General features: G+C 72.2%; 16 protein-coding genes. 6 read left to right on the forward strand and 10 right to left on the reverse strand.

Annotated elements, in window-relative coordinates:
* Positions 1–39 precede the first annotated feature (39 nt).
* Positions 40–1,023 (forward strand): NAD(P)H-dependent flavin oxidoreductase, encoded by a 984-nt coding sequence (locus tag AB0I59_RS27160; RefSeq protein WP_061252771.1) that lies wholly within the window; start codon positions 40–42, stop codon positions 1,021–1,023.
* Positions 1,024–1,066: 43 nt separating this feature from the next.
* Here AB0I59_RS27160 and AB0I59_RS27165 read toward each other — a convergent pair whose 3' ends face one another.
* Together AB0I59_RS27165 and AB0I59_RS27170 are read right to left on the reverse strand one after the other, a co-directional pair.
* The gene (locus tag AB0I59_RS27165; RefSeq protein WP_061252770.1) at positions 1,067–2,179 is read right to left on the reverse strand and encodes a CaiB/BaiF CoA transferase family protein; all 1,113 of its coding nucleotides are present in this window, start codon (positions 2,177–2,179) and stop codon (positions 1,067–1,069) included.
* Between the two features lie 15 nt (positions 2,180–2,194).
* The gene (locus AB0I59_RS27170) at positions 2,195–3,559 is read right to left on the reverse strand and encodes an enoyl-CoA hydratase-related protein (protein WP_358137306.1); all 1,365 of its coding nucleotides are present in this window, start codon (positions 3,557–3,559) and stop codon (positions 2,195–2,197) included.
* Positions 3,560–3,643: 84 nt separating this feature from the next.
* Here AB0I59_RS27170 and AB0I59_RS27175 point away from each other — a divergent pair, with 84 nt between their 5' ends.
* From AB0I59_RS27175 to AB0I59_RS27185, 3 genes are all read left to right on the forward strand, one after another.
* Positions 3,644–4,825 carry an acyl-CoA dehydrogenase family protein gene (locus tag AB0I59_RS27175; RefSeq protein ID WP_358137309.1) on the forward strand — a complete coding sequence of 394 codons (1,182 nt, stop codon included), beginning with the start codon at positions 3,644–3,646 and terminating at the stop codon, positions 4,823–4,825.
* A complete protein-coding gene (locus AB0I59_RS27180; RefSeq protein WP_061252768.1) occupies positions 4,825–5,580 on the forward strand; it encodes an SDR family NAD(P)-dependent oxidoreductase in 756 nt (251 codons plus the stop codon). Before AB0I59_RS27175 ends, AB0I59_RS27180 begins: the two co-directional genes overlap by 1 nt.
* A 449-nt stretch (positions 5,581–6,029) precedes the next feature.
* Entirely contained in the window at positions 6,030–7,418 is a 1,389-nt protein-coding gene (locus tag AB0I59_RS27185) for a hypothetical protein (RefSeq protein ID WP_358137311.1), read from the forward strand.
* A gap of 207 nt (positions 7,419–7,625) precedes the next feature.
* Here AB0I59_RS27185 and AB0I59_RS27190 read toward each other — a convergent pair whose 3' ends face one another.
* From AB0I59_RS27190 to AB0I59_RS27195, 3 genes are all read right to left on the reverse strand, one after another.
* Positions 7,626–8,243 (reverse strand): hypothetical protein, encoded by a 618-nt coding sequence (locus AB0I59_RS27190; RefSeq protein ID WP_358137314.1) that lies wholly within the window; start codon positions 8,241–8,243, stop codon positions 7,626–7,628.
* A 98-nt stretch (positions 8,244–8,341) separates the two neighbouring features.
* Positions 8,342–8,497 carry a NucA/NucB deoxyribonuclease domain-containing protein gene (locus AB0I59_RS42145; RefSeq protein ID WP_435831086.1) on the reverse strand — a complete coding sequence of 52 codons (156 nt, stop codon included), beginning with the start codon at positions 8,495–8,497 and terminating at the stop codon, positions 8,342–8,344.
* 242 nt (positions 8,498–8,739) lie between these two features.
* Entirely contained in the window at positions 8,740–9,618 is an 879-nt protein-coding gene (locus AB0I59_RS27195; protein WP_358137317.1) for a glycoside hydrolase family 16 protein, read from the reverse strand.
* Between the two features lie 210 nt (positions 9,619–9,828).
* Between AB0I59_RS27195 and AB0I59_RS27200 the strand changes: the two genes are divergently transcribed.
* Together AB0I59_RS27200 and AB0I59_RS27205 are read left to right on the forward strand one after the other, a co-directional pair.
* A complete protein-coding gene (locus AB0I59_RS27200; RefSeq protein WP_358137320.1) occupies positions 9,829–10,413 on the forward strand; it encodes a CGNR zinc finger domain-containing protein in 585 nt (194 codons plus the stop codon).
* Between the two features lie 149 nt (positions 10,414–10,562).
* Positions 10,563–11,042 carry an OsmC family protein gene (locus AB0I59_RS27205; protein ID WP_061252759.1) on the forward strand — a complete coding sequence of 160 codons (480 nt, stop codon included), beginning with the start codon at positions 10,563–10,565 and terminating at the stop codon, positions 11,040–11,042.
* Positions 11,043–11,057: 15 nt separating this feature from the next.
* Here AB0I59_RS27205 and AB0I59_RS27210 read toward each other — a convergent pair whose 3' ends face one another.
* Genes AB0I59_RS27210 through AB0I59_RS27230 form a run of 5 tightly spaced genes read right to left on the reverse strand, consistent with a single transcriptional unit; the run spans position 11,058 to position 18,590 of the window.
* Positions 11,058–11,855, reverse strand: coding sequence for a thioesterase II family protein (locus AB0I59_RS27210; RefSeq protein WP_358137323.1), 798 nt, complete (start codon positions 11,853–11,855; stop codon positions 11,058–11,060).
* A 1-nt stretch (position 11,856) separates the two neighbouring features.
* Complete coding sequence (locus AB0I59_RS27215; protein WP_358137326.1) at positions 11,857–12,738, reverse strand: alpha/beta fold hydrolase; 882 nt, start codon at positions 12,736–12,738, stop codon at positions 11,857–11,859.
* Between the two features lie 30 nt (positions 12,739–12,768).
* A complete protein-coding gene (locus AB0I59_RS27220; RefSeq protein WP_358137328.1) occupies positions 12,769–16,029 on the reverse strand; it encodes a non-ribosomal peptide synthetase in 3,261 nt (1,086 codons plus the stop codon).
* Positions 16,030–16,055: 26 nt separating this feature from the next.
* Positions 16,056–17,372 (reverse strand): MFS transporter, encoded by a 1,317-nt coding sequence (locus AB0I59_RS27225; RefSeq protein ID WP_358137331.1) that lies wholly within the window; start codon positions 17,370–17,372, stop codon positions 16,056–16,058.
* A 57-nt stretch (positions 17,373–17,429) separates the two neighbouring features.
* A complete protein-coding gene (locus tag AB0I59_RS27230; protein WP_358137334.1) occupies positions 17,430–18,590 on the reverse strand; it encodes a cytochrome P450 in 1,161 nt (386 codons plus the stop codon).
* Positions 18,591–18,592 lie beyond the last annotated feature (2 nt).

Consider the following 18,592-nt stretch of genomic DNA (forward strand, 5'->3'; position numbering starts at 1 on the left):
GCGGCCGGACCACCGTTCGAGACGAAAGCCACCGCTGAAATGATCACTACCGCCTTCACCGAGACCTTCGGCGTGCGGCACCCACTGCTGTGCGGCGGGATGACCGGCCTGGGCCGGGCCGAACTGATCGCGGCCGTCGCCGAGGCCGGCGCCCTCGGGTTCCTGACGGCGCTGACCCAGCCGACGCCCGAGGCGCTCACCCTGGAGATCAAGCGCACCCGCGAGCTGACCGACCAGCCGTTCGGGGTGAACCTCACCATCCTGCCCACCATCCGCCCGGTCCCCTACGACGAGTACCGGGCGGCGATCATCGAGTCGGGGATCACGGTCGTCGAGACGGCCGGTGGCAACCCCGACGCGCACCTGCCCGACTTCAAGGCCGCCGGGATCAAGGTCATCCACAAGGCGGTCGCGGTACGGCACGCCGTCAAGGCGCAGGCGCTCGGCGTGGACGCGGTCAGCATCGACGGCTTCGAGTGCGCCGGCCACCCCGGCGAGGACGACATCGGCGGCCTCGTGCTCATCGCCGCGGCCAGCCGGGCGCTGGACGTCCCGGTCATCGCCAGCGGCGGCATCGCCACCGGCGCCGGCCTGGTGGCGGCGCTGGCCCTCGGGGCGTGCGCGGCGAACATGGGCACCCGGTTCATGGCGACGACCGAGGCGCCCGTCCACGACAACGTCAAGCGGCAGATCGTGGCGAACTCCGAACGGGACTCGATCATCGTCTTCCGTGAGTTCCACAACTCGGCGCGGGTGGCGCGCAACTCGGTGTCGGAGGAGATCTCCGAGATCTCACGCCGGCCGGGCTCGTCCTTCGAGGACGTCGCCCACCTCGCCTCGGGGGTACGGGGACGGGAACGCGTCCTCGGGGCGGGCGACATGGAGGACGGGCTGTGGTGGGCCAGCCAGGCCCAGGGGCTCATCACCGAGGTGGACAGCTGCCGGAACGTGGTGGACCGGATCGTCGCGGACGCCGAGGAGATCATCCGCCACCGGCTGCCGGGGTTCCTCCCGGCGGCCTGACCCGCGTCGGCACTGCGGTGTGGCCGCTCCCGGCACCGGGCGGTCAGTTCCCCGGCTGCCCCCACTCGCGCAGCACGTCCGCCGCGTCAGCCGCCGTCCGCGGCACCGAGGCCACCGGGGCGGCCGGGGTGCGCGAGAACCTGGGCGCCGGGGCCGCCTGGACCACGCCGTCCGCCTCGGCGTACGTGCCGCGGGCCGCCAGGTGCGGGTGGCCGGGGGCCTCGGCGAAGCTGAGCACCGGGGTGACGCACGCGTCGGTGCCGGCGAAGCGCGCGGCCCACTCGTCGCGGGTGCGGGAGGCGAACGCGGCGGTGAACCGCTTGCGCATCGCCGGCCAGTTGGCCGGGTCGTTCTGCGCGCCCAGTTCGGCCGGGTCGATGTCCAGCCCGGCCAGCAGCGCCGCGTAGAAGTGCGGCTCCAGCGCGCCCACCGCGACGAACCCGCCGTCGGCGCAGGTGTAGGTGTCGTAGAAGGGCGCGGCGCCGTCGAGCAGGTTGCCCTCGCGTTCGTCGCGCCAGGCCCCCATGCCGCGCAGGGCGAGGGTCATCTGGCTGAGCAGCGCGGTCCCGTCGACCATGGCGGCGTCGACCACCTGGCCGCGGCCGGACCGGGACCGTTCGAACAGCGCGGCCAGCACGCCGACGAGCAGCAGCATGGACCCGCCGCCGAAGTCGCCGACCAGGTTGAGCGGCGGCGCCGGGGCCCGGTCGGCGCGGCCCATGGCGTGCAGCGCGCCGGTCAGGCCGATGTAGTTGATGTCGTGGCCGACCTGGCCGGCCCACGGTCCGTCCTGGCCCCACCCGGTCATCCGGGCGTAGACCAGGCCGGGGTTGCGGGCCAGGCAGGCGTCCGGGCCCACGCCGAGCCGTTCCACCACGCCGGGGCGCAGGCCCTCGATCAGCACGTCCGCGCGTTCGGCGAGGCCGAGGACGACGGCCCGCCCGTCGGCGGACTTCAGGTCGGCGTGGACCGGGCGCCGGCCGCGCAGCACGGCGTCGGTCGCGTCCGGGGCGCCGAGCCGGAGCCCGCGGCCCGGCGGCCGTTCGATCCGGACCACGTCGGCGCCGAGGTCGGCGAGCACCATGGCCGCGTGCGGGGCCGGGCCGAGCCCGGCCAGTTCCACCACTCGCAGTCCCGCCAGGGGGCCGTCCTTCATCGGGTTCCCGCCTCTCTACTCGCGCTTGCCGTTCACGAACGCGTCGAGCCGGGCCCCGGCCGCGGCGGACGCGGCGGCCTCGGCGATCGTCGCGGCCTCGATGCCGAGCTGGTCGGCCAGCGACCGCGCCGGGGCATCCCGGAGCAGGCGCCGGGTCCGGCCGAGCGCCGGGAACGGCCCGGCCGCGATCCGCGCCGCGGCCTGCCGGGCCGACTCGGCGAGCTCCTCGTCGGGGTGGACGTCGGTGACCAGCCCCCAGTCGGCGGCCTCCCCTGCCGTCAGCCGGCGATCGGTCAACGTCAGAGCGAGCGCCCGGCGCAGCCCCACCACCTGCGGCAGCAGCCAGGACGTGCCGCAGTCCGGGGTCAGCCCCGCCTGGGCGTACGCGGTCAGGAACGTCGCGGACTCGCCGGCGAGCACCACGTCGGCCACCAGGGTGAGGGCCAGTCCGGCGCCCGCCGCCGCGCCCTGGACGGCGGCCACGACGGGGACCTCCAGCCCGGCGAGGGCCAGGACCGCGCGGTGCGCCGTCCGGGCCAGCTCCAGCACGTAGCCGGCGCGGTCAGCGGCGCCGTGCATCGCGGTGACGTCCCCTCCGGCGCAGAAGTTGCGGCCGCGGCCGAGCAGCAGCACGCAGCGCACCCCCGGGTCGGCCGCCGCGGCCTCGACGGCGTCGCCGAGCGCCCGCGCCATGGGCAGGTCCAGCGCGTTCGAGGACTCCGGCCGGTCGAGCTCGATGGTCGCCACCCCGTCTGCGACCCCGTACCGCACCGAGGTCCCGGTGACCGCATGCTCGTCCACCGGTGCGGTGGTCAGGCCGGCGAGGACCAGGTCGGCGAGGTGCCGGTAGGCCTGCGCGGCGTCGAACCCGGTGGCCGACTGGATGGCGCCGCGCTGGATGGAGTTCATGACCTCGGCCACCGCGGCCCCCACGAACGACGCGTGGATCGGGCGCAGCACCCCGGCCCTGACCCCCTCCGTCACCAGGCTCTGCACCCGCTCAGCGGCGTACCGGGTGTTCTCCTGGTAGACCTCGTTGGCCGGGCCGAAGGCGGCCACATCCGCGAGGAACGCGGCCGAGGCGGGCTGCAGCTCCGCGGCGACGGCCTCCAGGTAGACGGCGAGCTGCCGGGCCGGGTCGCCGGAGGCGGCGACCCGGGCCTCGATGCGGTCGGCCGCCGCCTTGAAGAACGAGCGGACGGCGGCCACCACGATCTGCTCCTTGCTGGGCGCCACCGCGTACAGGGTGGTCCGGGAGCAGCGCAGCCGCTCGGCGAGGTCGCCGATGTTGAACGACGCGAATCCCTCGGCCAGGAACAGCTCGCGGAGCTGCGCCAGTGTCTCCTCGCGCCGGGTGCGAGTCCTGTCGGGCGACGGCATGGCACCGACTCTACGGCAGCCCCTGGCAATCAGTACAGTTTCTGATACTTTGGTACTTGATTCCGTACTCTAAAGGAAGCTTCGATGCCCGCATCGCGTGTCATGCCAAGCGAAGAGAGTGCCGACCTGATCGAGATCGTCCGGGACCTCGCCGACGGGAAGCTGGCCCCCCGGGTCGCGAAGGCCGAGGCGGACGAGGACTTCCCTCGCGACGTGTTCCGCACGCTCGGCGCGATCGGCGTCCTCGGCCTGCCGTACCCCGAGGAGTACGGCGGCGGCGGTCAGCCCTACGAGGTGTACCTACAGGTGCTGGAGGAGGTCGCCCGGGTCTGGTCCAGCGTCGCCGTCGGCACCAGCGTGCATGTGTTGTCGTGCTTCGGGCTGTTCGACTTCGGCACCGACGATCAGCGGCGGGCCTGGCTGCCCGACATGCTCGGCGGCGAACTGCTCGGCGCGTACTGCCTGAGCGAGCCGCACGCCGGCTCCGATCCCGCCGCCATGACCACCCGCGCCGTCCGCGACGGCGACGACTACGTGCTCACCGGCGCGAAGGCGTGGACCACGCACGGCGGGCGCGCCGACTTCTACACGGTGATGGCGCGGACCTCGGACGACCGCAGGGGCATCTCCTGCTTCCTCGTCCCGGCCGGCGCCGAGGGCCTGAGCGCCGACCCGCCCGAGCACAAGATGGGCCTGACCGCCTCTCCGACCGCGACGATGCGGCTGGACGGCGTGCGGGTGCCGGCCGAGCGCAGGATCGGCGCGGAGGGCGACGGTCTCGGCATCGCGCTGGCCGCCCTCGACTCCGGCCGACTGGGCATCGCCGCCGTCGCCACCGGTCTGGCCCAGGGCGCCCTGGACCACGCCGTGGCGTACGCGAAGGAGCGCTCGACGTTCGGCAGGCCGATCATCGAGCACCAGGGCCTGGCGTTCCTGCTGGCCGACATGGAGGCGGCCGTGCAGACCGCCCGCGCGATGACGCTGCACGCCGCCCGGCTGAAAGACCTCGGCCTGCCGTTCGGCCGGGAGGCGTCCATCGCCAAGATGGTCGCCACCGACAACGCCATGAAGGTCACCACCGACGCCGTCCAGGTGCTGGGCGGCTACGGCTACACCCGCGACTTCCCGGTGGAGCGTTACATGCGCGAGGCGAAGGTCATGCAGATCTTCGAGGGCACCAACCAGATCCAGCGCATGGTCATCGGCCGCTCACTCGCCGGGAACACCCCACCCGTGATCACCGCAGTCGACAGGGAGAAGCACTGATGCAGGTCGCCGACAGCGCAGTCATCGTCACCGGCGGGGCCTCCGGCCTCGGCGCCGCGACCGCCGAGCTGCTGGCCAAGGAGGACGCGCACGTCTTCGTGTTCGATCTCAAGCAGAGCATCGACGCCGTGGACCCGGTGCCGGGGGTGGAGTACCTCCCCACCGACGTCACCAGCCCCGAGGAGGTGCGGGCCTCCGTCGCGAGGGCCGCCGCCGGCCTGCCGCTGCGCGCGGTCGTCAACTGCGCGGGCATCGGCCCGTCGGCGCGGATCCTGGGCAGGAACGGCGTGCACGACCTCGACCTGTACGCGCGCGTCGTGCAGGTCAACCTCGTCGGGACCTTCAACGTGCTCGCCCTGGCCGCCGAGGCGATCGCCCGCACCGAGCCGGACGAGCACGGCCAGCGCGGCGTGATCGTCAACACCGCCTCGGTCGCCGCCTACGAGGGGCAGATCGGGCAGGCCGCGTACTCCTCGTCCAAGGGCGGCATCGTCGGGCTGACCCTGCCCGCGGCGCGCGACCTCGCCCAGTACGGCATCCGGGTCAACACCATCGCCCCGGGCATCGTGGAGACGCCGATGCTGGCCACGGTCTCCGCGGAATTCCGGGAGGGTCTGGCGGCCGGCGTTCCGTTCCCGCGGAGGCTGGCCCGCCCGGACGAGTACGCCCACCTGGCGCTGACGATCATCCACCACGACTACCTCAACGGCGAGGTCATCCGGATGGACGGCGCGCTCCGGATGACACCCCGCTGACCTCAGCAGTCACGAACCCGGAAAACTCTCCAGAAACCAGAGATGGCCCGATAGAGGCACATCCAGCCATAGTGGTGGGGGCATCGCCCGTCCCGGGGCCGGCTACCCGCACATCGAGATGCGCGGGGGTTCAGGATTGACGGCGCATCCAGGCCCACGGCCGCGCCGACGCGTGCCCGAGCGTTGGTCACCTTTGCTGCGCGGAACCCGCTGTGCCCGATTGAAGCCGTACGCGCTGCTTGTCCCGCCCGGTAGGGTTCCTGATCATTCGGGATGATCGGTAGAAAGGGCGGGCCGCCGTGCTCTCCGTGTCGACTCTCGGGCCGCGGCGGCGTCATCCGGTGTTCTGGTGGTGGCTGGCGGCCTCGTACGCGTTATGGGAGATCATCTGGGAGGTGCTGACGCCCCCGCGGCGAGTCACGTGTGTCGGGCCACCGATCTTGCACCCGGTGGGTCCCGTCCGCCGCACAGCCGCCGAAGTGGCCGAGGCGGCCGCGGGCGTGCTGTATCTGGCAGGGCCGTTCCTCCTGGCGGTGATCGCCCTGTTCGTGGCCAGGCGCGACAATGCCCGCGTCCATCTGATGGCCGCGGCTCTCGGATTCGGGCTCGTCGCGTTGCCCGAGGCACTGGCGGTCGCCGCGGAGGTGCTCAGCCCGCCCGCGGAGCCGCCGCCCGGCTGCCTGCCGGATCCGGCGCCGTTCCGAGCTCTGCCGGTGGTCCTGGCCTGGGTGATCTCGCCACTGACGATGATCCTGTTCGCGGGCGTCGCCGGGACGCGCGTGCGCCCGGACCGGGGCTCCGTGCTGCGGCTGGTCGTGGCGCTCGGGGTGATCGCGCTCGTCGTGCAGGCCGTACGGATCCTGCCGGAGCGACTGGCGGCGCCACCGGTCGCGGACGACGGCACCCCCCGGTACGCGCTGCTCGCCGGCGGCTATCTGGAGACGGTGGACCTGGATACGGGCCGCATCGCCCATGAGTACATGCCGTACCTCGGCAGGCGCATGACCCAGATCAAGGCAGTGGCCGCCACACGGGAGCCGGGCGAGTACGTAGTGAGCGTGACCCTGCGGCAGGGCCAGGACACCTGGTCGCCACGCGGCTTCGTTTCGCGCATCCACCGCCTGACGGTGGACGCCGACGGCCAGGCGAAGCTGGGCCAGGCGCTGTCGGGCAGGCTGAACGGGAGCGTCGACCGGATCGTGGTGTCGCCCGAGGGGCGCATCGCCTACAGCCGCCAGACCGAGGACCGCGACCACAACCGGACCACCTACGTCGGCGTCCTCGGCCCCAACGTCGAATGGCGGGCCGCCGCTCACGGGTTCTATTGGAGGGACGCCCAGACTCTGGTGCTTCCCGACGACATCCACTTCACCGGGGTCACCTACCCGCCGAAGCCGGAGTTGGTGAAATCCTGGGAGGGCGCCCTTGACGTGCGACTGCCCGCGCCGGACCCGCCGACCGCGGCGGTGCTCGTCCGGGCGCCCCGCGACAACGGCAGCCACACTCTCCCTCATCCGCTGCCGGACGGCCGGACCCTGCGGGTGCGCCAGGGCAGCTACGAGCAGCCGTCCGAGCTGCTCCTTTACGATGGGGACCGGAAGGTGGCCACGGTGCTCACCCTGAGCTGCGGCGAGATCGTGTCGATGGCGCTGGAGCGATCCGGCCGGCATCTCCTGGTCGGCAAGGACAACGAGAACGATTCAGGGGCCGGCAACAGACCATGCGGGGGCAAGAACCACGAGCTGCTCCGCGTCGGCCTCACCCCGACGGGCGCCGGCGCCTTCCCCCACAAGGTCGTCTGGCGGGGCGACACCTATCTCGGCGGACTCACCTGGTGACCGACCGACCCCTGCGAACGACCAGTCGATCGCGTCCACCACTGCCGATCGTTTCGGCAGTGGGCGGTCCCGGCGCCCTCCCGTACGGTGTCCTCCCACGACAGCCGGGCCACCTGGCCGATTGGGGTACCAATCCGTCGGTATAGCGATCGACCATGGAGCCCATGGGAGCCACCCCGGTCGCCGGGATATCGAGTGGATTGGTGACTATCCTTGTGCGTCGACGGAGGGAAATCCATAGGCGCGGCCGGGGGTACGGAACCAGTCCTCATCGAGGAAGCGGCCTGTTATCCGTCCCACGATGGTCAGAAAGGCGTGCGCCAGCCGCTCTTCACCCTCATTTGGATCCCCGTCACGGGGAAGACCATGGGCATAGGGCTCAAACACCGGACCGGGCAGCAACTCACCGTTCGGAAAAGCCGGGATCTCGGCCACTACGTTACCATCTCGATAATAGTCGAGGTCGGAGAGGCCATCGATATCCCGGTGCCAGCCGACTACAAACATTCCTCGATTTCCGGAGCTGAGCCACCACCCGCCTGTTTGCGGGCCGCTGGTGCTGATCACAACAGACCAGCCAGGACTGTGGGGCCCGATCCAGAGACTGTCTTTCTCATCGAGTGGGACGGACCAGTCTGTCATCGTGGCCGCTTCCTCGCCCAGCCGCACGTCACGCCTGGATCGCGGATCCAAGCGCAGCAGCTCGGCCAGCTCGTCGAGGTCGTCCCGTTCCACCCAGAGCCCGAAGAAGGATTCATCGAACCCATGAGCCACCAGCAGTCCATGCTGATCATGTTCAGGCAATACGTGCTGGATATCGGCCATTTTGTCTTCTCCGTTTGCTTGGTTGGCCCGTATCCGGCGTGCCCGACTGGCCGCCGGCACCCCGAATACGTCAGTGACTGGTCAGTGCAATCCTGGGATCAGCCGACTATCCGAACCCAGACCAAAGAGTAGTTGTTCTTCACACCATTCTCCGCGGTGTAGCCCGCTCCGTTCTTGGTTGAGGCGAACGGATACTCATCGCACTCGGCCTCCTCGTACACAGGGAGGCCTGTGGGTCCATTCGTCATCCACATCGACCATGGTTGGGCGCAGGCGGCACTTGTCCCGCCTTATCGCCGTCGGTGTCCTGCAGCGTGAAGACGAACTCGTCATCTCCATCGGCCTTCCAGCCGGCAGGGCTCGCCTGGTGACTGGTGCCCGAGGTCGTCGTGCGGATGGAGCCGCCGCCGCCGGTCGGTTTGATCTCCAGCCGGAGGAGCTCGCCGTCGTCCCCGGCGGGCCAGCGACGCCGGCCTCGGCCGCTAGTAATGCTTTGTCAGGTCAGGCCAGTGCCGGCCCGCCCATTCGTGCGTTCGGACGGGCCGTCGCAACCGGCCGCGGGACGGTAGCCGCGGACATAGTCGATCGTGAACTCCCTTGGATACGGCCGCTCGCGCGCCGGCCCCGGGCCCGTACGGGGGAACTCGTAGATGCCGAGCATGAGCTGCATCGGGTAGCGCGGCGACTGGTGAACGGTCCTGACGGGCTCACCGTCGATGAGGAAGGTCACGCGCTCAGGTGTCCACTCGGCCGCGTACACGTGGAAGTCGCGGGCGTCGATGGGCACGGATTCCACGGTGAATTCGTCGGTGATGTCCGGGTCGCCGAAGGAATGCAGGCCCATGCCGATGCGCGCGCCGTCCGGCCGGACGTCCCGGCCGAAGATCTCGCAGACGCAGATCTCGGCCGAGCGTTCCGGCTCGTCCTCGTAGCCGATCATCCACAGCGCGACCATGGCGCGGGGGTCGTCGGTCGCCTTGGCCCGCATCTCGATCAGGCCGTACCGGGGGGTGTAGAGCCTGACGTCGGCCTGCGCCTCGCGGACGACCATGCCGGGCCGCCGCCCGTGCTGCCCGATGCCGCTGCCCACGGGTCCGGAGAAGACGCCGGTCTGCAGGGAGGAGACGCGGAGTTCCCCCTCCACCTCGGGACACCACGGCGGCTGGTCCTCCTCGATCAGGAGCCGCAGTACGCCGCCGCCGACCCGATGGCGGGCGAGGGATGCCGCGCCGGTGGCCCACTGGGGCAGATAGCGGGGCACCCATCGGCTCTCGTCGAGGCGATCGCCGTCGAAGACGTCCTCGAACTCCAGCTCGTAGCCGTTCTTGGTGACCGGGTCGGGCGTGCCGTGCCCGCCGTCCGCGCGACGCGTCACGATCGTGTGATCGCGCGGCCCAGACCGCGCGCCGCGCCGGTGACGAGGGCGACCCGCCGGGCCGCGGTGAAGTGGGGAAACGATGCCACGGAACCTCCTGTCGATGCCGGAAACTCGCACCAGGCGTCATTACCGTAGCGATTTTGCTCATGACATGTCCAGTGCCGCCGGCACGGCGCCGCCCCGCCGGCGAGCCCGTAGGCTGCCACCGTGACCACCGTGACCAGCGCGGCGACGAGCGGCAGCCCGCTGACGCCCTCCCCGGCCGCCGAGCTGGTGCTGGCCTTCGTCAACACCCGGGCGCTGCGGGGTGAGCGGGAGCGCCTGGCGGACACCGAGTCCTTCCGCGCCTGGCTGGTCACCACCGGGCCGGCGGACTCCGGCGTCCGCGTCACCGCGGCCGACCTCGCGGCGGCACGCGAGCTGCGCGAGGCTCTGATCGGCGTCCTGCTCTCACACGCCGGCGCCCCGGTCCGCGACGAGGACATCGACCGCCTGCGGCGCTTCGGAGAGCTGCACCCGGTCCGTCCCGTCGTCGGCGCCTTCGACGCCGCATTGCACCCGACCGCCGGAGGCGCCGCGGGCGCCTTCGCCCGGGTGCTCGCGGCCGCCGCGGAGCTGGCCATGCGCGGGACCTGGAGCCGGGTGAAGGCGTGCCGCAACCCGCCCTGCGGGCTCGGCTACTACGACCGCTCGCGCAACCAGGCCGCGGTGTACTGCGACGCCCGCACGTGCGGCGCCCAGATGGCGACGCGGGCATACCGGGCCAGGACCAAAGCGGACTCGAATCCCTAGGGTCAGGGTTCGAATCCCTGACACCCCCACCACTCCATATCCCATCCGGCCGGGGATTTCCCGATCAGCCGAGGATTCCGGTCCGCGACGCCGGGCGACGTGCGATGATGAGCCGAAGATCTTCACCGGGCCGGGGAGGTTGACCACCTGTGGCGCGACCGCACACCTACGAGACGATCGTGACCTGGACCGGCGATCGCGGCACCGGCACCAGCGGCCCCCGCGACTACAGCCCCGACGTCGAGATCGCGGCCGACGGCCCGGGCGTCATCACAGGCAGCTCCGACCCCGCGTTCGGCGGCGACCCGGCCCGGTGGAACCCCGAACAGCTCCTCGTCGCGTCGCTGTCGCAGTGCCATCTGCTGTGGTACCTGTTCCTGTGCGCCCGCGCGGGTGTCGTCGTCACCACCTACCTCGACCGGGCGACCGGCGACATGACCGCCCATGCCGACGGGGGACGCTTCACCGAGGTCGTGTTGCGCCCGCAGGTCACGGTGGCCGATTCCGCCATGACCGAGGAGGCCGTCCGGCTGCACGCCGAAGCGCACCGGAACTGCTACATCGCCAAATCGGTCGCCTTTCCGGTCCGGTGCGAGCCGGTCGTCAGCGCCGCCGAGCTGATGATCTGACCGGCGCGACACCGGTCAGATCATCAGCTCGGAGTGGCCGGGCGAGGCCGGCGCGGCGACCTCCCGGGCGACCAGCTCCCGCAGGGCGTCGGTGACCGCCCGGGGCCGGTCCTCGAAGTAGAAGTGACCGCCCGGCGACCAAAGCCGACGCACCGGCTGTACGGTCTCCGCCTCCCACGGACCGAGACCGGCCGCCTTGATGTGCGGGTCGTCGAGCCCGTTGAGCAGCGAGATGCCCACCGGTAACGGGGCGGCGGGACGGTAGCGGTACCGCGCCACCAAGCGGAAGTCGGCCCGCATCACCGGCAGCAGCAGGTGGTGCAGCTCCTCGTTGGCCAGGATCTCCGGCGGGAGACCGCCGAAGAATCCGGCGGCCTCGGCGAACGCGCGCCCCTCCAGCGCGGCGGCCTCGACGACCCGGGCCGACGGCAGCAGGGACGGCGCCGACGCCGCGGACGCGACGAGATGCCGCAGCTCGGCCGCCCCGGCCAGGCGCCGGGCCACCTCGAAGGCCACCAGCGCGCCCAGGCTGTGACCGAACAGGACGAACGGCCGCCCCGCGCTCGCCGCGGCGATCGCCGCGGCGGCGCCGTCGGCGTACTCGCCGACGTCCGCGGGCGGCGGCTCCTCATACCGGTGCGCGCGGCCCGGCATGACCACGCCGGTGACCTGCGCCGCCCCGTCCAGCTCCGCCTGCCAGCGCAGGAACGTCCGGACGTTGCCGCCCGCGTGGGCGAAGCAGTAGACGCGGGGCAGGTCGTCCGCACCTTCGCTGTCGGCGACGAACCAGCTTCCACGGTGACCGGCGGGCATCTCATCCTCCAAAGACGTCGGCGGGGCGTCCCCACTCCGCCTCGGCGGAGCGGACGAGCCGGGCGATCTCGGTGACGGCCGGGGGGCGCAGGCAGGCGTGGTGCCCTGCCCCGGTGTACAGGGTGCGCACCCGGCCGCGAAACATCCCCGCCCATTCGGGCACCGAGTCGGGGGTGTCGGCGGCACCGACCAGGACGGCGTCGGCACCGACCGGCGCGGCCGGCTGGTAGCCCGCGAGCGCGGAGATGTGCGCGACGAAGACGGCATACCGGCGGTCGAGTTCCTCACGCACCACGGCGCGGTCGTCGCCGTCCGCGGTCAGGACATCGGCGAGCCGGTCGAGCTGCACCTCGACCGGCTCGCCGGGGTCCGCGGCCGCCCCGCGGCCATCCGGCATGACCTCGGCGGCGAACAGCGCGGCGAGGCCCTCCTCGTGCTCGGCGTACGACGGGACGGTGCGATAGGGGGCGTCGATGAGCACTACCAGCCCGACGTCCGCGCCGTCCTCTTCGAGCCTCCGGGCGGTCTCGAACGCCAGGACACCGCCCATCGACCACCCGATGAGCCGGTACGGCCCGGCCGGCTGGGCCGCCCGTACGGCGTCGGCGTACCGGCCCGCCATCTCGGCCAGCGACGTCCCGGGCCGGGCGCCCGGCCGCAGCCCGGCCGCCTCCACACCGTAGAGGCGGAACGTGGTGGCGAGTTCGCGGACGAGGGCGGCGTACTCGAACACCGACCCGCCTACGGCGTGCAGCAGGAACGCCGGCGTCGTCCCGCTCGTGGCGAGATCGACGACCGGGCCCGCGGCCGGCGATGCGGGCCCGTTCCGGCGGCCCTGGCGCAGCCGGGCGGCCAGGGCGGCGCGTTGCGCGTCGGTCAGCATTCGGACTCCTCTCCCCTGCCCGCGTCCCGGCTACTCCAGCCCCTCCAGGCCGGCCAGCCCGTCCTCGCCCAGTTCGACGTCCTCCAGCCCGAACTTGTCCCGCAGCAGCACGGTCAACTGGCCCGGGGTCGGGGCGAGGAAGATGGCGGTGACGTCGGCGTCCACCGCCAGCTCGGTGCGCAGTTTGGCGATCAGGCGCATCGCCTGCAGTGAGTTGCCGCCGAGGTCGAAGAAGCTGTCCTCGACGCTGACCTGCTCGACCTTGAGCAGCGTGGCGTACATGTCGGCGACCACGGTCTCGATGAGCGTGCGCGGGGCGACGAAGGCGGTGGCCGTTCCGGCGGCGTCGGGCTCGGGCAGCGCGGCGCGGTCGACCTTGCCGCTGGCGTTGAGCGGGAACTCCTCCAGCATCATGATGTGCGCCGGCACCATGTAGGCGGGCAGCCGCTGGGACAGGTGCTGGCGCAGGTCGGCCACGCTCACCCCGGCTCCGTCCGGGTGGAGCCGGGCGTATCCGACGAGCTGCTTGTCACCGGCGGGGTCGTCGCGGACCACCACCACGGCCTGCGCCACCGCCTCGTGCGCCGCCATCGCCGTCTCGATCTCGCCGAGCTCGACCCGCAGGCCACGGATCTTGACCTGCCCGTCGATACGGCCGAGGAACACGATGTTGCCGTCGGGGCGCCGCCGTACCAGGTCGCCGGTCTTGTACATCCGGGCGCCGGGCACCCCCGCGAACGGGTCCTCGACGAACTTCTCGGCGGTCAGCTCCGGACGGTTGAGGTAGCCGCGCGCCACCCCGGGTCCGCCGAGGTGCAGCTCCCCCGCGACGCCGACCGGCACGGGGTTCAGGTGCGTGTCGAGGACGTAGGCCCGGTAGTTCGGCTTGGGCATGCCGATCGGCGGCGGCGAGATGTCGTCCGGCCGCAGCTCCATCATGGTGGCGCCGATGGTGACCTCGGTCGGGCCGTACCCGTTGCACATGCGCAGTCCGGGCCGCAGCCACGTACGTACGAGCTCGGAGGAGAGCTCCTCACCCGCGGAGATCAGCACCCGCTGGTCGGGGAACTCCTCGCCGGTCAGCAGGTTGAGCACCGCCGGCGGGAGACAGGCGAACGTCACCCGGTGCCGGCGCATCAGCTCGGCCAGCCGGGGCGGGGACAGCAGGGTCTGCCGGTCCCCGAACACGGCCGCACCGCCGGAGCAGACCGCGAGGAACATGTCCATCGCGGACACGTCGAAGTTGAGCGACGCGAACTGCAGGAAGCGGTCGTGTTCGGTCAGCGGCCAGTGCGCCACCATGCCCTGCACGAAGTTGACCACGTTGCGGTGCTCGACGATGACCCCCTTGGGGCGGCCGGTGGAGCCCGACGTGTAGATCGCGTACGCCGCGTCGGACGGCTGGACGGGCACGCCGAGGTCGGCCGCGCCGTCCGCGTCGGCCGCGAGCGGCCAGTCACGCTCCGGCACGACGGCCGTGGCGCCCAGCTCGCGCATGGGCTCCTCGCCGTCGGCGTCGGCGAGCACCACGGTGACCGCCGCGTCCTCGAGCATGAAGCGCAGCCGGTCCTGCGGATACTCGGGGTCGAGCGGAACGTAGGCGCCACCGGACTTGAGGATGCCGAGAATGCCCACGAGCCGTTCCAGCGACGGCCGCATGTGCACGCCGACCAGCGTCTCCGGCCCCACGCCGAGCTCACGCAGGTGCCGGGCGGCCCGGTTGGCGCGGGCGTTCAGCTCGGCGTAGCTCAGCACCTCGTCGCCCATGATGGCGGCCGGCGCGTCGGGCACCCGGGCGGCCTGCGCCTCGAACAGCTCGTGCAGGCACGTCGTCGGGAACTCCATCGTGTTGGAGTTCCACTCGACCAGCTCGCGGTGCAGGTCCTCCTCGGTCATGACGGGGAGCTGCGACAGCCGCCGGGCCGGATCGGCGACCACACCGGCCATCAGCACCCGCAACGACTCCAGCAGGCGGCGTACGGTCGCCGCCTCGAACAACGCGGTCGCGTACGCGATCTCCACAACGAGGTCGTCGTGCGCCTGCATGAAGAAGTTGAGGTCGAACTTGGCCGTCGGCGCGTCGACCGCCTCCGGCCGCATCACGGCGCCGCCGGCCGTGATCGGCCCCTCGGGGTCCTCCCCGATGGTGAAGCCGATCTGGAACAGCGGCGCCCGGCTGGCATCCCGCTCCACCTTGAGCGCCTCGACCAGCTTGGGGAACGGCAGGTCCTGGTGCGCGTACGCGGCGAGCGTCGTCTCCTTGACCCGGGCCAGCAGTTCGAGGAAGGTCGGGTCGCCGGACGCGTCGGTGCGGATCGGCAACGTGTTCACCAGGTAGCCGATCAGCGGCGCGAGCTCCGGCCGGCCCCGGTTGGCGCTCGCCGTACCGACGACGATGTCGTCCTGGCCGCTGTAGCGGTGCAGCAGCACCTGGAGCACGGTCAGCAGCGTGACGAACATGGTCGTGCCCTCGCCGCGGGCCAGCGCGCGCAGCCCGTCGAGGACGTCGGCGCCCATCGGCAGCCGGGCCACGTCGCCGTCGAACGACTGGAGCACCGGCCGTGGCCGGTCGGTGGGCATCTGCACCGAGCCGACGCCGCGCAGGTTCTCGCTCCAGTAGGAGACCAGCTCGTCGATGCCGCCGCCCTCCAGCCGGTCGCGCTCCCAGATCGCGTAGTCGGCGAACTGGATCGGCATCTCCGGCATGTCGGCCGGCCGGCCCTCCACCTCCGCGTCGTAGCACTCGGCGAGCTCACGGAAGAACACCGCGGACGACCAGCCGTCGAAGACGCTGTGGTGGACATTGGTCAGCAGGGCGTGCTCCCGCTCGTCCAGCTTGACCAGCCGGATCCGGAACAGGGGCCCCTTGGCCAGGTCGAACGGCAGCAGCCCGTAGGCGACCGCCTCCTCGGCGAAGCGCGCCTCGCGCTCGGCGGGGGCCGCCCCGGACAGGTCGAGCACGGTCCACACCGTCGGCTCCGGCGGGTCGACGACCTGCACCGGCCGCCCCTCGCTGGAGACCAGGCGGGTGCGCAACGTCTCGTGCCGGGCGACCACCGCGTCGACGGCCCGGCCGAGCGCGTCGGCGTCGAGGGGACCGGTGATCCGGAGGCTGCTGGCGATGTTGTAGGTCGGCAGGCCGGGGGCGAACTGGTCGATGAACCAGAGTTGCTCCTGGCCGTACGACAGCGGCAACTCGGTGAGATCGGGGCTGCGCCGCGGAATCGCGGTGGTGCCGCGTCCTTTGCGCAGCCGGGCGGCCAGCGCGGCTCTCTGGGTCTCGCTCAACATCGCAACCTCCTGGGGGGTGGGATAGGTCAGGCAGACGCGGTGTCCGGCTCGGTCTCGGGTCGGGGCTCGGTGAACGCCGCGATGTCGTCCACCGGGCCGGTGGGCATCTCGGGCAACCGGAACACGGGTGAGAAGAACGTCCACACGATCGGCGTGGTCAGCAGCACCACCGTGATCACCATGGCGGGGCGCAGGCCGAGGTACTGGCCGAGCGCGCCGCCGAGCAGCGCCCCGAGCGGGATGGTGCCGAACAGGACCATCCGGTAGCTGGCGTTCATCCGGCCGAGCAGCCGGTTCGGGGTCACCACCTGGCGCAGCGTCACCGTGTTCACGTTGTAGATCACCAGCATGTAGCCGGCGAGCGCGTGCGCCACGGTGAGGACCGCGACGGACGCGATGCCGTCGCCCCGGGCGGTGAGGATCAGCAGCGGGGCCAGAGCGGCGGTGAACGTCGCGGCCCGCAGGGTACGGCCGAGGCCGAGCGATCTGGTCACCCGGTTGGCCGTCAGCGCGCCGACCAGCGAGCCGAAGGCCCCGATGCCGAGCACCAGGCCCAGTTGTTTGGCGCTGAGCCCGACGGTCCGCACCGTGTACACCACGAAGACGGTGAACATCGCGTTCTGCGCGAGGTTGAAGGTGGCCGACTGGGTGAGCAGGTTGCGCAGCACCGCGCTGCCGTACACCGCCCGCAGGCCCTCGGCGATCCGGTCGCGCAGGGTCACGTTCTCGGCGGGCGGCTCGGGCTCGGGCTCGGTGACCCGCATCGAGCGGATCATCACGACCGAGAACAGGTACGAGACGGCGTTGACCGTCAGCGTCACCGGCGCGGTGAGCAGGCCGACGAGGAGGCCGCCCAGGCTGGGTCCGGCGATCATCGCGAGCGAGAAGGAGGTCTGCAGCCGGCCGTTGGCGTCGGCGAGCTGCGACCGGTCGACCACGTTGGGCACGAACGACAGCGACCCGACGTCGAAGATGACGGTGAGCGTGCCGATCGCGACGGCGACGACGCAGAGCAGCCAGATCGACAGGAAGCCGGAGAGCGCGGCGATCGGCACCAGGGCGATGAACAGCGCGCGGCCCAGGTTGCTCGCGATCAGCACCGGCCGGCGCCGGCGCCGGTCCAGCCAGGCACCGGCGAACAGCGACACCACGACGATGGGCCCGTACCGCATCGCGTTGACGACGCCGACCTCGAATGCCGAGGCGCTGAGGCTGAGCACGGCCACCAGCGGCAGCGCGAAGCGCGTCAGCTCCGCGCCCATCAGCGAGACCGTCTCGCCGATCCAGAACTTCAGGAACTCCGGGTCGCGTAACGCGCCTGGAGTCTTCACCACCTCGGACATGCGGCCCTCCGGTGCCGTTGTGTCGGTATTCGGTCTGGTGTCAGGACCCGGGGTGGGTCACAGGACCGGGATCCTGGCGTTCGCCAGCGGCAGATAGCTCACCGGCCGCCTCAGCGAGGCCGGGTCGAAGCCCTGCGCGAGCAGTTCGGCGACCACGGCCGCGGCGATCGCGACGGCCACCTCCTCACCCGGGCAGCGGTGCGCGGCCGCACCGAATGTGAAGATCGCCGCGTCGGAGCGGTCGTCGCGGAACTCGTCGGGTGCGGCGTTCGCCGCCGGGTCGCGGTTGGCGGCGGCCAGCACCACGAGCACCGAGGCGCCCTCCGGCACCTCGGCGCCGGCCACGGTGACCGGGGCCGCGGCGAACCTTCGGGTGTTCTGCACGGGGGCGTCGAACCGGGCCACCTCCCGGGCGAGCGCCCGCCAGCGCCCGGGCTCGCGCGGGGCCTCGGCGACGCCCGTCGCCAGGGCGACCAGCGTGTTCCCGATCAGGCCGGCGGTCGCGTCGTAGGTCTGTGACAGCAGGCCGACGCCGTTCGCCAGCAGTGGCGCGACGTCCTCGTGAGCGACGGCCGGCGATCCGTCGCGGCGGGCGGCGCGGATCAGCTTGCCCAGCACTCCGGTCCCGTGCTCGTCCAGGTACGGCGTGAGCAGGCCCTGCAGCGCGGCGGCGGCCCGGGCTGCGGCCGCCTGCTGTTCCGGGGTGGCCGACGCCGGAATGCATTGCACGAAGTCGGCGATGAGCCGGCCGGCCTCGTCGGCCGCCTCGTCGTCCAGCCCGCACAGGGCGGCGACGACCCGCGCCGGCACCGAGAACATCAGCTCGCGCAGCGGCGGCGGGCCGGAGTGCTTGAGCGCGCGGGTGGTGCGCTCGGCGGCCAGGCCGGTGATCTCCTCGGTGCGCGGGTGGCCGAGCGCCGCGCGTACGGCCCGCTTGTACCGCTGCTGCGCCGGCCCGTCGGTCATCCGGACGAGGTGCCCGAACACGTCCCCCGCCGGGGTGCCGACGATGCCCGCGGGCACCGGCTCGGCCGGCGGGCGGACCCGCAGTGCCGGCTCGCCGAGGACGGCGGTGACCGCCTCGGCGCTCGCGGCGACCCACATGCCGAGTCCCTCGTCCCAGCCGAACGGCCGGTTCCTGACGAGGTCGGCGTACCAGGGGTAGGGGTCGGCGGCGGTCACCGCGGTGATCGGGGTGAGCTCGGACGGGCTCGTCATTG

Source organism: Microtetraspora glauca, from assembly GCF_040656155.1.
Taxonomy (GTDB): Bacteria; Actinomycetota; Actinomycetes; order Streptosporangiales; family Streptosporangiaceae; genus Microtetraspora; species Microtetraspora glauca.